This window comes from Arthrobacter globiformis (genome assembly GCF_030817195.1).
GTDB lineage: Bacteria > Actinomycetota > Actinomycetes > Actinomycetales > Micrococcaceae > Arthrobacter > Arthrobacter globiformis_D.
Genome location: NZ_JAUSYZ010000001.1, coordinates 2,446,715 through 2,461,947, shown reverse-complemented (window position 1 = coordinate 2,461,947; position 15,233 = coordinate 2,446,715). Strand labels below are relative to the sequence as shown.

At 61.0% G+C, this 15,233-nt stretch carries 15 protein-coding genes and 1 pseudogene; 9 read left to right on the top strand and 7 right to left on the bottom strand.

Features of this window, described 5'->3' with window-relative positions:
* Positions 1–188: 188 nt before the first annotated feature.
* Positions 189–788: pseudogene (locus QF036_RS11080) on the bottom strand (serine hydrolase); the annotation flags it as partial.
* Between the two features lie 101 nt (positions 789–889).
* Here QF036_RS11080 and QF036_RS11075 point away from each other — a divergent pair.
* Positions 890–1,033 carry a hypothetical protein gene (locus QF036_RS11075; RefSeq protein ID WP_307101757.1) on the top strand — a complete coding sequence of 48 codons (144 nt, stop codon included), beginning with the start codon at positions 890–892 and terminating at the stop codon, positions 1,031–1,033.
* Between the two features lie 31 nt (positions 1,034–1,064).
* Positions 1,065–1,553: a DUF6804 family protein gene (locus tag QF036_RS11070; protein ID WP_307101755.1), complete on the top strand. Its 489-nt coding sequence runs from the start codon at positions 1,065–1,067 to the stop codon at positions 1,551–1,553.
* 1,893 nt (positions 1,554–3,446) lie between these two features.
* On the opposite strand, the gene QF036_RS11065 is transcribed toward QF036_RS11070, so the two are convergent.
* Entirely contained in the window at positions 3,447–4,118 is a 672-nt protein-coding gene (locus QF036_RS11065) for an SDR family oxidoreductase (protein WP_307101753.1), read from the bottom strand.
* A 127-nt stretch (positions 4,119–4,245) separates the two neighbouring features.
* Between QF036_RS11065 and QF036_RS11060 the strand changes: the two genes are divergently transcribed.
* Positions 4,246–4,608, top strand: coding sequence for an ArsR/SmtB family transcription factor (locus tag QF036_RS11060; protein ID WP_307101751.1), 363 nt, complete (start codon positions 4,246–4,248; stop codon positions 4,606–4,608).
* Between the two features lie 75 nt (positions 4,609–4,683).
* On the opposite strand, the gene QF036_RS11055 is transcribed toward QF036_RS11060, so the two are convergent.
* From QF036_RS11055 to QF036_RS11035, 5 genes are all read right to left on the bottom strand, one after another.
* Positions 4,684–5,559, bottom strand: a complete 876-nt coding sequence (locus QF036_RS11055) for an amino acid ABC transporter permease (protein ID WP_307101750.1) — start codon at positions 5,557–5,559, stop codon at positions 4,684–4,686.
* On the bottom strand, positions 5,556–6,236 hold the full coding sequence (locus tag QF036_RS11050) for an amino acid ABC transporter permease (protein ID WP_307101748.1): 681 nt from the start codon (positions 6,234–6,236) through the stop codon (positions 5,556–5,558). Before QF036_RS11050 ends, QF036_RS11055 begins: the two co-directional genes overlap by 4 nt.
* A 34-nt stretch (positions 6,237–6,270) precedes the next feature.
* On the bottom strand, positions 6,271–7,107 hold the full coding sequence (locus QF036_RS11045; protein ID WP_307101746.1) for a glutamate ABC transporter substrate-binding protein: 837 nt from the start codon (positions 7,105–7,107) through the stop codon (positions 6,271–6,273).
* 33 nt (positions 7,108–7,140) lie between these two features.
* Complete coding sequence (locus QF036_RS11040; protein WP_307105892.1) at positions 7,141–7,869, bottom strand: amino acid ABC transporter ATP-binding protein; 729 nt, start codon at positions 7,867–7,869, stop codon at positions 7,141–7,143.
* 368 nt (positions 7,870–8,237) lie between these two features.
* Positions 8,238–8,957, bottom strand: coding sequence for a GntR family transcriptional regulator (locus tag QF036_RS11035; RefSeq protein ID WP_307101744.1), 720 nt, complete (start codon positions 8,955–8,957; stop codon positions 8,238–8,240).
* Positions 8,958–9,135: 178 nt separating this feature from the next.
* On the opposite strand from QF036_RS11035, the gene QF036_RS11030 reads away from it, so the two are divergent.
* The 6 genes from QF036_RS11030 (at position 9,136) to QF036_RS11005 (ending at position 15,042) form a co-directional block, all read left to right on the top strand.
* Positions 9,136–10,350, top strand: a complete 1,215-nt coding sequence (locus tag QF036_RS11030) for a pyridoxal phosphate-dependent aminotransferase (protein WP_307101742.1) — start codon at positions 9,136–9,138, stop codon at positions 10,348–10,350.
* 3 nt (positions 10,351–10,353) lie between these two features.
* Entirely contained in the window at positions 10,354–10,905 is a 552-nt protein-coding gene (locus QF036_RS11025; RefSeq protein ID WP_307101740.1) for a thiamine pyrophosphate-binding protein, read from the top strand.
* A complete protein-coding gene (locus QF036_RS11020) occupies positions 10,902–11,486 on the top strand; it encodes a thiamine pyrophosphate-dependent enzyme (protein ID WP_307101739.1) in 585 nt (194 codons plus the stop codon). The genes QF036_RS11025 and QF036_RS11020 overlap by 4 nt, the downstream gene beginning before the upstream one ends.
* A gap of 67 nt (positions 11,487–11,553) precedes the next feature.
* Positions 11,554–13,032, top strand: a complete 1,479-nt coding sequence (locus tag QF036_RS11015) for an NAD-dependent succinate-semialdehyde dehydrogenase (RefSeq protein WP_307101737.1) — start codon at positions 11,554–11,556, stop codon at positions 13,030–13,032.
* Between the two features lie 107 nt (positions 13,033–13,139).
* Entirely contained in the window at positions 13,140–13,358 is a 219-nt protein-coding gene (locus QF036_RS11010; protein ID WP_307101735.1) for a hypothetical protein, read from the top strand.
* A 610-nt stretch (positions 13,359–13,968) separates the two neighbouring features.
* Positions 13,969–15,042 (top strand): homoserine dehydrogenase, encoded by a 1,074-nt coding sequence (locus tag QF036_RS11005; protein ID WP_307101733.1) that lies wholly within the window; start codon positions 13,969–13,971, stop codon positions 15,040–15,042.
* Positions 15,043–15,233 lie beyond the last annotated feature (191 nt).

Here is a 15,233-nt window from a genome sequence, read left to right as displayed (position 1 = left end):
CGCCTGTACCGGCTCCCGTCTTCGGTGTGTTCGACGTGCCATTCGTGACGAATGTTCAGCTTGCACGTTAGGGTTCTAATCATGACCTTCTCCCATCCGAGTGCCGCCAGCCCCGGTGATCTAATAATGTCTCTGGGTGCCACCGCCGGGATAGCGGCAGTTACTGGCCGCCGCGTCGGCAGACAACCTCAGGTGGCTGGCACGCAGAGCCGGTCCAGGGTCTCGTTGAGTGAGGACTCAATCTGCTCGTTCACGAGCCCGCGCTTCCTGTAGCCGGACTCGTCCTCCAAGTCAGTGGGAAGAGGTGGCATGGTGACGGCCATCGCGGCCTGGTAGCGCCCGTCCCTGCTGCTGGCTGCCACAGTCTGGTGCTCCCAGAAGTTGCCGCGTCCTTGGTGCCGGGAATTGATCGAGCATCCGTCCGAGTGCTCCCACATGCCCAGCCTGTAGGGGGCTAAGCCGGGGCTTGTCTTCATCTCCTTCATTGACGCCGCCGAGAGCGCCCGTCCTTGGAAGAGGCCCGCCATGAAGCGGTTCTTGTCTTCCACAGTCGATACTGCCCCCGACGTCGGAGAGCCTCCATCGAAGACGTTGCCCGTGGTGTCGACCCGCTCACCACGGAGGGCCACATAGCCATGTAAAAGCCCGGCCTCGTGCGGGTCGACGGGGTCCAGGCTCGTGTTCTTCAAACCAAGCGGCTCGGAGACCTGCTCGCGCATGACCTGGATGAACGGCTTGTGCCGCAGTGCTTGGATCAGGAGGCCGAGCGCGAGGTAATACGTGTCCGAATATGCAAAGGACCCGACGCTTAATTCGGTCCACGGAAGGGTCCCGAGCTGAGTACTGCCTGGCGCAGGAGAGCCGGGGGATCCAGAGTTTCAATGCCTGCATGGATGAACTGGAACGCAACGGCCAGCAGTCCACCATGATGTATGTGCTCATCATTGCCGGTGTCATCGCAGCTGTGTACTTCTACAACAAGGGTCGGGCAGAAGGCGAAAAGGCAAAGAACACCCGCCCTGATTCTTTCTGACCCATTGGATCCAAGACACGGGAAACCAGGCATGGCAAAACCAGCAACGATCATCGGCGCGGCAGCCGCCGGGCTCATCCTCGTCGGGCTCGGATCGCAGCCTATTGGCTACTACACGCTGCTGAGATGGGCGGTGTGCATCGCCGCTATATGGGTCGGTGTGCTGGCCGCAAAGAACGGAAAGGCCGCGTGGCTGCTCCTGCTGGCGCCGGCCGCCGTTCTCTTCAACCCGATCGTCCCCGTTTACCTGATGACGAAGGCTGCCTGGTTGCCCTGGAACGTGGCCACCGGGGTGCTTCTTGAGTCGCCGGAGTGCAGGCCGACAAAGTGCCGGTCAAGACAGAGAGCTGACTCCGCCCCCTCGTCACCAGTCGGAGTGGAGCGCCCGAGCAACCGCAGCCTCCAGCGGCCCAGGGATGGTTTTCTCGATGTGATCCTCCAGCACATCCCACCTAGCAGGGTGCCAGTGTGGTTCGGCTGCCGTTTGTCGGTCCAGACCGTCGCCGAAATAGTGGGGTAGCGGGCTTTGTCACCTAAATGCAGGAGGCTCGCGCCAGACACATCTTGGCGGAGAGGCACTTTGAGGACGCCTACGGATGCATGCTCCGGCAGATGCGTCACGACTGCCACTACGGGCGACGGTGCGCTGTGGTTCTGGGCCCGGATCCTCCGCCGCGACTTGGTCGACTTGTGCAAGGACTCTCGCGGGAGTGTTCTTCTCACCTGCAGGGTGCTGTGGGAGCGGGTGCTCGTCTCGCAGTTCGCCGGCTGGCAGGCCGTCCTGAACGGCAGCCCCTCCCGTGCCCGACCTGCCGGTGAGAGCGACGCAAACTACGTCGCGAGGCTGGAGCGCATCTTCGACGATTTCGAGGTCCGCCAGAAGGCTGCCGGGGCGCCGCGCCAACCAGTCGGGGAGTCGCCCGTAGACCTTCGGGCAGACCTGGAACGGACGTGGGAGCATATCCTCGACCCAAGAAACTTTCAGCCGTTCTGGCGCCTTGCAGACCACCACGCGCGGCCGCCGGCACCCGAGGACGGTCGGACAACCAAACCCGTCACAGCTCACCGAGGAGACGTAGGCGCGCGCTGAACTGGGTACTGCCACAGCTTTAGTCGAACATGACGGTCCTCCAGGGCGACACCTCACAGCTACTCCCCTGCCGGAAAAATCCGCGCGAGTACTGCCCTCTCGATAGCCATTTGCCCTGCCCCATTCAAAGCCCTCTAGGGGTGCCCTGAGGGGCTACACTGGCGGGCACAAGGGCCGCCAGGTCGTGGGTCAGACATGTCCGTCCATGCAGGAGATCCCCGTCCGGTCGAAACGCAGTCATGGCACGGCGGATTACCCACACACGAAAGGCTTGGCCATGCCCTTGAAGATACTCCGGCAGCCATGGCCGTCAGCGGACCCCTGCGCAGACACATGAGCTCTCGTCGACTTCGGTCATGCTGTTGAGCACAGTGTGGGCTATGAACGGATATGCACAACCAGCCAGGCAGCAGGCAGCACCGTTCGGGACACCTCGCTCCAATCCCCCGGCGTCATGTCGCTGTCCAAGGCGGAGGCAATGAACAGGTATGAAGAACAAAAAGGGCGGCCGGCACCTCGCTTCAGGAAATCTCGCCAAAAATTCACAGCGTCATGCAGTAGCCGCCGGAGTTAACGATGAATCAGCAGGAAGACACCACGACACGGATAGGAGGAACCCAGTGAAGGACCAGGAACGCGGACAAGGCGTCCGGGCCAGATTTTTCGCAGGTCATGTTGCCCAGGCCACGGACGTCCATGAACAGGTAACGAAGCACACACCGTCGATCCAGAAGAGAAAGGAGGCGCCCGGCCACCAATGAAAAAGGCCCCCGAAGGGGCCCCTTCACAACACAAATTGTCCACACTCAGAGGCTAAAAAGCCCCTGAATAGGGAAAACACGTGCCCGAGGTGGGACTCGAACCAGCCGCTCCCCCTGAAAATCCGCCTCTCCCCCGAAAACCTCTCCAGTCCGGCCCAGTCCGAGGCCGGTACAACCGAATCCGAAGCCCAGGGTGTGGACACTGTCCACACCCTCTTTTGTGAGCATTTTGAGCCACCACCATTCGAGTGTGACGATCCTTTTGGTCGTGTGGAATCCCTCTCCACCGCCGGCCCCCGCTCGGTCCACTGCGACGACGTTCCCTGGCTGGGCTGGAATCCGACGCACGACCTTGGCCGGGCGCTTCTGTCCGGAGCAAGCGTGAGGATGGGATTCAATGAACGTCATAGGGTCGCGGCCTCCTTCGAACATCTCATAGGCGAGACAATCGAAGAGAACATGACCCGAACCTCACCCCACAGAGGGCGGCATCGGAAAGCCAAGGTGCTCAGCACGTTCCCAGCATGACTTCGGCGACACCAGCTTCTGTCGGGGCCCGCCGCTAGGTGTGGGCCGGGGCCAAGGTTGCAACGAGCTGACTGACGGCCTCGGCCGCGGGTGTCGGCCCGTCAGTCAGTTCAACAATGGTCCGGTTGAGTGCCGGGTTATGCAACGCCGCGTCGATGAATGCTGCAACGTTGTCGCGGTGAACGTCCCCGTATTCGATTGCCGGACCGGCCGTAACCCGACCATTGCCCGGCTCATCGCGCAAGAGCCCTGGACGGACAATGAGCCAGTCGAGGTTGGTTCGCGTCAAATAGACGTCGGCGGTCTTCTTTGTACGCATATAGTGTTCGAAGCGGTCATTGACCTCCCCGCCACGTCCCGAATCAGGGAAGGCCGACACCAACACGAACCGAGACACTCCCGCCAGGCCGGCAGCATCGGCCGCCTTTTCGAGCCCCTTGCCGTCAATGAGGGTGGTCTGGTCGACCCCGGTGCCATGCGCACCAGCGGAGAACACGACAGCGTCGTGCCCCTTGAGTTTGTCGGCGAGTGTTTCGACGGAATCGGCGATGAGATCGCCGACGACGGGCGTCGCTCCGGTGTCCTGAACAGTCTCCGTCTGGGCCGGATTCCGAAACATGCCCGTGACTTCATCGCCACGATCAGCCAGCAGTTGAGCGAGTCGGCGACCAACACCGCCCGCAGCACCAATCTGGAAAACCTTCATGTTGTCTCCTTTTCGTCCGTGCACTTCCGCACTCCTTTAAAAACTAAAGGTCCGATAGTAACCGTAGTACGATTAAGACCGTACTAGCCCCTTCGTCCAACTTAAGAACATCTTGGATTACCGAAACATGCGCACACTGGCCCACCCCACGTCCGACGAGATTCAAATCGACGCTGTTTTGTCAGCTCTCGCCGACCCTATTCGTCGCCGGATAGTTACCCAACTGGCCGACGGCCATGATGACCAGGCATGCATTGCGTTCGAGCTGCCTGTCAGCAAGTCCACCTCCACCCATCACTTCAGGGTTCTGCGTGAAGCGGGCATCATCGAACAGCACTACAAAGGCACGGCAATCCTCAACACGCTTCGATCCGGAGTGCTCCACGAGCTGTTTCCGGGACTACTCGACGCCGTCATCAATGCCGAGCGCAAAGAGGCCCGAAGGACAAGCCTCCCTGAGCCTGCCACGGCTGGTTTCAGCGGACACTAACCGAAATTGCGCCATTGAACCCGGTTGCTTGAGGACGGCCGAGCCGCCCCCAAGCCCCGGTACCACCTCTGCCAGCTAAGTCTGCGGAACGACAACCTCTTCAACTGCCGGCTTTAGAGCGGGCTTGCGGCCACTGCGAAGGCGATTCTCGAAGTAGGTTGCAAGTCGGGACAGCCCAAGGTTAATGGCAATCATCACTAGCGCTATTACCACCAGGGCAGGAATGTAGTTTGAATAGGCCGAGCCCGCCTGGATGCCCTGCCGCACTGCCTCAACATATGTGATTTGGTAGCCGAGCGCAGTGTCCTTCAGTGCCACGACAAGCTGCGCGACGATTGCGGGCAACATTGCCGTGATCGCCTGCGGCAATAGGATCATTCGCAGGGTTTGCCCGTTGCCCAGGCCCAGGGCTATCGCAGCCTCACCTTGTCCCCTGGGAATGGCCTTGATTCCTGCACGTACGATTTCGGCGATCACGGCACCGTTACTCAGGGCCAGCCCTGTGACCACGGCGGCCACGGCGAGTTCGGTGGAGGGAAACAACGCATAATCAGCGAACAACTGGAAACAAAAAATCATCAGGATGAGAAGCGGAATGGCGCGGAAAAACTCGACCACAGCTCCGCAGCTGTAGCGCACAGTACGGTTCTCGGACAGGCGTCCTACGCCTAGGAGGATGCCCAGGATGATTGCCAGGACGATTGCGAAAGCTGCCGCCTGAAGAGTTCCCAAGATTCCGGGCAGAAGGTAGGTCAGCCACATCTCCGGCGTCACAAAGGGTTCCCACTTTTCCGCGGCCAGCTGCCCCTTTTCGGCCAGAGCGGACGAGACCCACCATCCTGCGGCCGCCAGGCCCAGGACACACAGGACGCTGACGAGAATGTTCAGCGCCTTGGCTCTGGGACCGGGGACGTCGTACAGGGTCCTTATTGTCGTTCCGGAGCCGCTCATCTCTTCACCTCAAACTTCTTACTCAAGTGTCCGAACGCTGCGCCTGTCGGAATGGTCAGGCACATGAAGCCGGCGCCAAAGATCAATCCAACAACAATGAGGGCGGATGTATTCTCGATCATCTCCTTCATAAGCAGTGCGGCTTCCGCAACACCAATAACGGAGGCAACCGTCGTGTTCTTGGTCAGTGCGATGAGGATGCTTCCCAATGGCGCGATGACAGCTCGGAATGCTTGCGGAAGGACGATGTAACGCAGGCCCTGCAAGAACCCGAGACCCAAAGAACGAGCCGCTTCCGACTGGCCGAGTGGAACGGTATTAACGCCCGCCCGCAGCGCTTCGGACACGAAGGTGGCGGTGTAAAGGCTGAAGGCCAGAACCGCCAGCCTGAAGGAGCTGTCAGTAATCGATGTCGGTGATTTCGGATCGGCCAAGGTGATCCCGAGCTGCTGCGCCAGGCCGAACGACGCGAAGAGGACCACGAGCGTCAGCGGGGTGTTCCTGACGATGTTCACATAGCCGGTGGCGAGGGTCCGCAGCGCCCACACAGGGGAAACGCGCATGGCAGTGAGCATCGTGCCCAAGAGCAATGAACCCAACGCTGAGAGCATCGTTAGTTGCAGGGTAGTCAGGAATGCGGCGAAGAGCTGGTCGCCGTATTCATTGAGGATATCCATATTCTGTATCCAGTCCTGTCTGCCAGCCGCAAGGCTAGTAACGGTCAATGACCGGCTTGGCGGGCAGCGCGTATCCGGAAGGACCGATGTTGCTTTGGAACGCCTTGGCCCAGGAGCCGTCATCGATCATCGACTGGATGGCATCGTTGATCTTTGCCCTGCCAGAAGTGTCATCCTTTTTGAGGCCTATGCCGTAGTTTTCCTTACTGAAGGTCTTGCCTACGAGCTTCACTTTTCCCGGGTTGGCCGCTGCGTAGCCGGCAAGCTGAATGTCGTCGGTGGTCATCGCGTCCACGGCGCCACTCTTCAGTGCTTCGACGCACGCTGAAGGTGTGTCGTACTCCTGCAGTTGGGCGTCCTTGCTGTAATTCTTTTTGATGTTCTGTGCAGGGGTCGACCCTGTAACCGAGCACAGCTTCTTTCCGCCGTTCAAAGATTCGGGTCCGGTGATGTCTGTGTTGTCGGCCCGCACAAGCAGCGACTGGCCGGCGAGGAAGTACGGCCCGGCGAAGGCCACCTTCTCCTTTCGCGCGTCATTGATGCTGTAGGTGTTGACCACGTAATCCACCTGGCCATTTTGAATCAAACTTTCCCGCTGCGCGGGGGTGGCTTCCTTCCAAGTGATGGAGGATTCCTGGACGCCCAGCTTGCTGGCTACGTACCTGGCGACGTCGACGTCAAACCCCTTGAACGTGCCGTCCGGACTCTTGATACCGAGACCCGGGCGATCAAAGGAAATGCCGATGGTCAGGTGACCATTCTGGGCGCTTGCCTCCACGGTCTTGGACTTGGCACTCGCGCCGGAACAACCGGCAACCGAGCCGGCAAGAAGCAATGCGGCCGCGGGGGCGGCAAGGAACTTGAGCTTCACAATGAACTACTTTCTAACGTCTTTTCGGGAGAGTCAGTGGCTGAGGATCTTGCCCAGGAAGTCCCGGGCGCGGGCGGTTGAGGGGCTGGCGAAGAACTGATCCGGTGTCGTGTCCTCAAGGATTTGGCCATCCGCCATGAACACCACCCGGTCGGCCGCCCGGCGTGCGAACCCCATCTCATGGGTTACTACAAGCATCGTCATGCCGCCCCTGGCCAGGGATGTCATGACTTCCAGGACTTCTGTCACCATCTCTGGATCCAGTGCGGAGGTTGGCTCATCAAAGAGCATCACCTTGGGTTCCATGGCCAACGCACGGGCAATGGCAACGCGTTGTTGCTGGCCACCCGAAAGCTGGGCTGGAAGTTTGTCCGCCTGATTTGCAATGCCAACCCGCTCCAGCAGCGACATGGCGCTTTTCCTTGCCTCAGTTTTGGATAATCTGCGCACCTTGAGCGGTGCAAGCATGACATTTTCGAGAATGGTTTTATGCGCGAACAGATTGAAAGACTGAAAGACCATTCCGACGTCGGCACGGTAGCGCGTGAGCGCCTTGCCTTCCTGGGGCAGGGGCTTTCCATCGACAGCTATGGTCCCGGATCCGATGGTTTCCAGTCTGTTGATGGTGCGGCACAGAGTCGACTTACCCGAACCTGAAGGGCCGAGTACGACCACAACCTGGCCTTGGGCGACTTCAAGGTTCACGTCGCGAAGGACATGCAGGGGACCGAAATGCTTGTTGACCCCTCTGATTGAAATCATCGCGTTGTTTTCGTTGACAGTTGCTTCCGTTGCGCTGTCAACGGCCTTTTGCAGTTCCATAGTTGCCATTCGTTCTAGGGAGGACAGGACTGCCGGCGAGGCTCACTGGTGCTCAAGCCCGCGCCGCGCCTTATGGCGCTCGGCTCTGTCCATGGAATGTTGACGGTTGAGGGTCCGTGGTGCTGACTAAACCCGCCCCACCTTGTGATCTAAGTTACGAACTTCAGAATGTTAACATTTGTACTTCAAGGAACGGGATAGAGCAAGTCGGTAAGCAAGATAACGAAGGAACTGGGCTCGAAACGCTAAATGGCGTCTAGCTTGAGTGGCGATAGAGGCAGGGGTGTCCCCAGCCTCCGAGCGAGGGCTCAGCTCGCGTCTTCGGCCCTCTCCTTGAGCTCCATGTCGCTCTTGATTCTCTCAAAGGCAGTCTGGATGTGATCCCGCACCAGCTCTTCAGCCTTTCCTGCATCCTGGTCCCTGATAACGCGGAACATCTCCCAGTGCTCGGGCCCAATGCGGGATCTGTAATCATCGTGGCCCTGCTGCCTGTTTAGCAGGAGCAGGGCGATCTGGGAGCGCAACCCTAACCAGACCTGCTCCAACCTGTCATGGTCGGCGCACGCGTAGATCGCGTCGTGGAACGCTATGTCGGATTGAAGCATCTCGCTTCGATTACCCTGGGCGGCGGTCCGCTCTATATCCTCCGCTCGAGCCTGCAAAATCTCGAGGTCATTATCCGTCCTGTGCTGAATGAGACGTCGGACAGCCAACAGCTCGATGGAGTAGCGCAGAGAATAGATCTCCTCGAGATCCTTATGCGTAAAGACAGTCACCCGCGAGCCCCGGTGCCAGTCACCCTGGAGCAGGCCCTCCTGCCGCAGCAGGATTATGGCATCGCGCACCGGCCCACGGCTAACAGACAGCCAAGAGGCCATTTCCACTTCGTTCAGCCTCGCACCCGGCGCAATCTCCCCGGCAAAAATGGCATCCCGGAGTCGATCTGCGACATCCTGCGCCATCCCCCGGCGCTTCAGGGGTGCACGAAGGGTCTCGCTCTTGACATTTGATTTAGTGTCAGATTTCATAATGTTAACATTCTTGCAGTTGGGCACGGGTTAGTCACGTCCCTTCAACGATATCCCAGCCGTACACCACTGGTCCGGTAATCAGTCTGTCCAAGGATGCTGACTCCCAACACTCTGCACTGGCCGCCACGGGGGAACCCGCCGGCCCGTATTCCTCCGAAAATTGGAGTATCCACAAATGAGCACCACCACCATCAGGTTCGGCCGCCCGGCCGAACGTCTGGCAGAGATCAAGCCCTCTCCGATTCGGGCGATTTTCGATAAGGCTGCGGCGCTGGAAGCCGCCGGGGAGAAGGTCTACCACTTTGAGATCGGGCGGCCCGATTTTGATACTCCCCAGGTGGCCAAGGACGCCACTGCTGCTTCGCTGGAACGCGGGGAGGTGCATTATGGGCCGAACGCGGGCACTACCGACCTGCGGAAAGCCATCGCGGAATACCTGCAGGCCCGCAGGGGAACCACGTACGACCCGGCTTCCGAGGTAATCGTCACGATCGGAGCGAACGAGGCTGTGTTCCTGGCGCTGATGGCTTTCTGCGGGCCGGGCGATGAAGTCATCGTGCCAGTCCCGGCCTGGGCGCACTACGAATCTTGCATCCGCCTCACGGGCGCCACCCCGGTCCCCGTCCGCCTGGACGCAGCCAACAACTTCCGTCTGGACATCAACGCTATCGCCGCAGCTATCACTCCGGCCACTCGGATGGTCATCCTCTGCACGCCGAACAACCCCACCGGCGGCGTCACCACACGGGATGAAATCGAAGCCCTCGCTGCCCTACTGGAACCCACCGATGCCCTGCTGATGTCCGACGAAATCTACGCCGATCTGGTCTACGAAAACACGGAACATCTCTCCCCCGCCGCCGTCGGCTCCCTGCGCGAACGCACCCTGGTCATTGGCGGTTTCGCCAAAGCCTTCGCCATGGATGGCTGGCGCCTCGGCTGGCTCGCAGGCCCCACAGAACTCATCACCCCCGCTCTGCGCGTCCGCCAATACACCACCGTCTGCGCACCGACCTTCCTTCAGCCGGGCGCCGCCGCCGCCCTCCGGGAAGCCGGACCCGACGCCGAGCAGATGCGCCGTGCATTCGAAGAACGACGCAAAGCCGGCCTTGACATCCTGCAGGGCATCCCGGGCATCACGGTTAGCCAACCCGACGGAGCGTTCTACTTCTATCTGAGCTACAGCCCCGACATCGCCGAGCCCGCCGAACAACTCGCCCTGCGCCTTCTCGACGAACAACGAGTAGCCGTCGTCCCGGGCACCGCGTTCGACCCCCATGGCGGAACCCACTCCATCCGGATCTCATATGCCTGCCATATTGATGACCTCAGCGAGGGCCTGCGCCGCATCGTGCAGTCCCTGACCACTACTACCCCCAAGGGAGCCTGACCCATGACTACGACTATTACCCAGGACCGCCACGCGGAGGTGGTGGACGCGATTGTGGGGCTTGCCCCTGATGGTGTCGCCTACGTGCCCAGCGCCAGTATTGCGCCGATCATCAATGGTGTCCTGGACGCCCAGGCAAACGGCGACCTGCCCCTGGTCTACCCCGTCTCCCGCGAAGAGGAAGCGATCGGCGTCGTCGGCGCCTACCCCCTCGCCGGCAAATTCGGCGTCATCATCATGCAGGACAACGGCTTCGGCAACGCCCTGACAGCGTTGACGACCTTCGCAGTTTCCTATCATTTGCCGTTGCTGATCGTGGCGAACACCCGTGGCGGACTCGGCGAGTACAACTCCATGATCCACAGCATTTCCGAGCCTGTCCCGGCCCTGCTGACCTCAACAAACATCCCCGTCTTCCGTATAGACCGGCGCAACACCGCCGAGGACTGGGGCGCGACCGTCGCCGAGGCCGGCAACCACGCCCGCATGACCTTCCGACCCGTCGTCGTGCTCATGGAATTCTTCGACCCCAAAGACGCAAAGGCAAAAGCATGAAACGCATCGAAGCCCTCCGGGCCATTGTTGAAACCACCGCAGACGTTCCCGTCATCGCCACCTGCGCCGCGACCTCCCGCGAACTGGCCGCGGTCGAAGACCGGGACAACCACCTGTACCTGCTGGACGCCATGGGACTGGCGATCTCCGTCGGCACCGGCATCGCCCAGACCATCAAGGACACCGCGGTTTCCCGTGCCGTGGTCATCGAAGGCGACGGATCCCTCCTGATGAACCCCGGCTCCGCGATCACCGCCAGCTACCTCGCCCCGGAAAACCTCGTCATCGTCCTGCTCGACAACGGCGTCTACGCCTCCACCGCTTCCATCCCGACCCAGGCCGTCAGCATCGACCTCGGCCGCTTCGCCGAGTCCGTTGACCTGAAAGTCCTCCGCGCCGAAAACACCGAGGAACTGTCCCTGGCGCTAAAGCAGACCCTCACCGAGAACGGCCCCTGGTTCATCCACACCCGCACCGAACCAGGCAACGAACCAGGCACCAAACTCCTCCTCATCGATCCCGTGGTCCACGGCAGCCGCTTCCAGACCTGGCTCACCGCCCACCTGGCCGAAGCTTCCTAACCACCCCGGTTCCTGCCGGGCCGCGCCGGCCCGGCAGGAACCCGCAGCTGAAAGCATGAGATCTCCCATGGCACACATCACCGCCCCTGCTCCTCTCCCGGTCCTGGGATTCCCAGCGAAACTGATGCCGATCGGCGGCTCCTGGATTCCCTCCAGCAGCGGCCAGACCATCACAGTCATCAATCCCGCCACCGAACAGCCGATCGCGGACGTTCCCGCCGGAACTGTCACGGACGGGCTAGCCGGCCTCGATGCAGCCTGCGCAGCCCAGGACGCCTGGGCGGCCACTCCCGCCCGGGACCGCGCCGACATCCTGGCACGCACCTACCAGGGAATTATTGACCGCCGGGACGAGTTCGCGGCCCTCATTGTGGCAGAGATGGGCAAGCCCTGGATCGAAGCCCAAGCCGAAGTTGACTACGGCGCCGGGTTCTTCCGCTGGTTCGCCGAATCCGCGAACCGTCTTCACCTCGACGGGCAGTTTGGCCTCGAGCCCGGCGGGAACTACCGGATCGCCGTCTCCAAACGCCCGGTCGGCCCGTCCCTGCTGATCACGCCATGGAACTTCCCGCTCGCAATGGGCGCCCGGAAAATCGCCCCGGCCCTCGCCGCAGGCTGCACCACCATCCTCAAACCAGCCGAACTGACCCCGCTAACGTCCATGCTCCTTGCCCGGGTCCTCGAGGAAGCAGGCGTTCCCGCAGGCGTCGTCAACATCGTCACTACCAACAACTCCCGCGAAGTAGTCGCGGCCATCATGAACGACTCTCGCGTCCGAAAAATCTCCTTCACGGGCTCCACCCAGGTCGGCCGGGCCTTGCTGGCCCAGGCAGCGGAAAACGTCATGAACACCTCCATGGAACTCGGCGGGAACGCACCCCTGATCGTGTTCGACGATGCCGACCTAGACCAAGCCGTCGACGGCGCCATCGTGGCGAAGTTGCGTAACGGCGGCCAGTCCTGCGTCGGAGCGAACCGGATCTACCTCCAATCCGGCATCGCCACAGAATTTACCCGCCGGTTCACGGAGCGCATGAGTGCCACCCGCACTGGGAACGGCGTCGAACCAGACGTTGAACTAGGCCCGCTCGTTGACGACAAACAAGTCACCGCTGTCTCCGCTCTAGTCCAGGACGCTCTCGCCAAAGGCGCCACCTGCCTCACCGGCGGCACCACTCCGGAAGGAACCGGATACTTCTACCCCGCCACAGTCTTGACCAACATCCCTGCCAACGCCAACATACGCACCGAGGAAATCTTCGGCCCCGTCGCAGCAATCTACACCTTCGACACCGAAGACCAGGCCATCCAGGAAGCCAACAACACCCCTTACGGCCTGGCGTCCTACGTGTTCTCCCAGGACCTCGGCCGCGCCCTGCGCGTCGCCGACGCCATCGACGCCGGCATGACCGGCATCAACCGCGGCGTTGTCTCCAACCCCGCAGCCCCCTTCGGCGGCACCAAGGCCTCCGGACTCGGACGCGAAGGTGGCACCGAAGGCCTCGAGGCCTACCAGGAAACCAAATACACCGGCATCCAACTATAAAAACCCGATAGTGGAACACCTCCCGGCGCACCGCATCAGCGCCGGGAACCCACCTCCCGCGAGATGCCGCGGCCAACCACGACCAGTACCAGCCCAGGACCAACGAAATGCAACCAGCCTCGACCCCGACCGAGACCATCAGCCAGAACTGGGCAGGCCTCACCCCAGGCCAACACGTCACCGTCGCGGAACCCACCGGGCACCGCTACCCAGCCACCATCGACATGATCACCGAAGACCACAACGTCGTCTGGGTCCACACAACGCCCACCCTCCAGCGCAAAGCCTTCGACCGCCGCGAAGGCATCATCATCACGCCCGTCTAATCACGCAATCCCGGCCCTCCCATCGCTAGGAAATTCGAACATGAAAAGGATCGAGTCCGTTTCCAAAAACGGCCGAGGCACGCCCACCGCGAATCTACGCACAGGTACTCACTGCCCATGCACGGGCTATTGGAGGAACGACCTCGACATGGGCCGCTACCTCATGGAAGGAACGTTGTTTCCGAGCAGCGAAAAGGGGCCGTGCAGTTGGAGCTTGGTTCTCGACCGACCACTGCCGAACTCACAATGATGGGTGATTGGAGCCTCGGTAGCAGGTCTCCTTTCGAAAGCTGATTCCATGAACACAATCTTGATTTTTCTGGCTATTGGCGTCGGCGTTGCGGCAGCCGCCCTGTGCGCGCCTGGCCTTCGCCGGCGCACGAGCAGCGGAGAGGCCTTGTCCACGGGAACCACCGGGGCTGTTGTGTCAGGCCTCGTTGCTGCTGGCATCGGCGGCTACGATCTCAACAGCCCTGTCCCGGGATTCAGTTGCGTTGCCTCGGCGATTGGGGGGACCGCACTCCTGTGGATCACGCTGTCAATAGGAAGCCAGGCCCAGGTACCCGGAGGGAAGACGGATGAATGACCTCGTTTCGGAGCAGGAGGTCGAATGAGGCGCGTCGGCGTAGCAATCACTGGATTCGGCAGCGTCGGCCGATGCGTCGCGCATATGCTCGAATCGCGCCGCTCCAGATATCGTGAACGTTTCGGCGCCGACGTGAGGATTACCGGCGTCTGCGGGGCTAACGCAGGCTTGATTGATCCCGAGGGGCTGTCCCCTGAGCGCTTGAGGGATCGGCCAGCGTTTGCGCCAAGGCTCAGCGGTGATCGCTTCATGTCCACGGTTACCGCCGACGTACTCATTGAAGCGGGCCCCAGCGACTACCGAACGGGTGGAACATCACTGGGCTACATTCGTGCGGCCTTGGATCGGCACATGCACACAATCGTGGTCTCCAAAGGAGCGTTGGTAGCCGATCTGAGGAATCTCCGGCAACTGGCCACTAAGAATGGTGTTTCGCTTCGGTTCAGCGGAGCAGCAGGGGCTGCCCTCCCCACTGTTGATTTCATTGAACACAACCTGGCAGGTACTAAAGTGCTCGCCATCGAAGCTGTGCTGACCGGCACAGCCACTTTCATCCTCAATCAGATGCTCCATCACGGTCTCGACTTCGAAGAAGCCGTTCGTTTGGCCCAGGACCATGGCATTGCCGAACCGGATCCTGCATTCGATGTTGACGGCTGGGACACGGCCAGCAAGCTGATCATTATCGCCAACTCGGCACTAGGCATGGCCCTCCAGCTGGATTCCCTGCCACGTGAAGGTCTGGGTTCAATTTCGCGCAGCGATATTGAAAACTGGAAAACCTCTGGGGTCACGCCACGCCTGGTTGGCTTCGTCGAGCAGCAAAACGGATCCGTCCGCGCTGGCGTTGAGCTACGACAATATCCCTCCGGGCACCCCTTTGCGGGCATTCAGGGCAGCATGAAGGCTGTTCGGATCCTCACGGAAGATATGGGTGAATTGACGGTGTTAGGAGGTGCCTCCAGCCCGTCGGCCACAGCGGCGGCGGTACTGAAAGACCTTGAGCATGTCCTGTCCTCCTCACCGGGCTCGCAGGTTCCGAGGCTAGCCATGGACATGAGTTCCGTGGCTCCGGATCGAGACTGTCAGGAGCGGTGAGCCAGGACTGAGGGATTCCGGCACACGTGGAGGTGCTCGAGTTTCGGAGAGACCAAGAGCCAATACGCTCGCCCACACCCTCGCCCAACAAACCACATAACCATCTCAGATGTCCCCAACAGTGAGAGGCAAGCCCTGTGCCGCCTGAAATAGTCAGCGCTTCGCGTCCCGTTGGCAAGATCATCGTGATC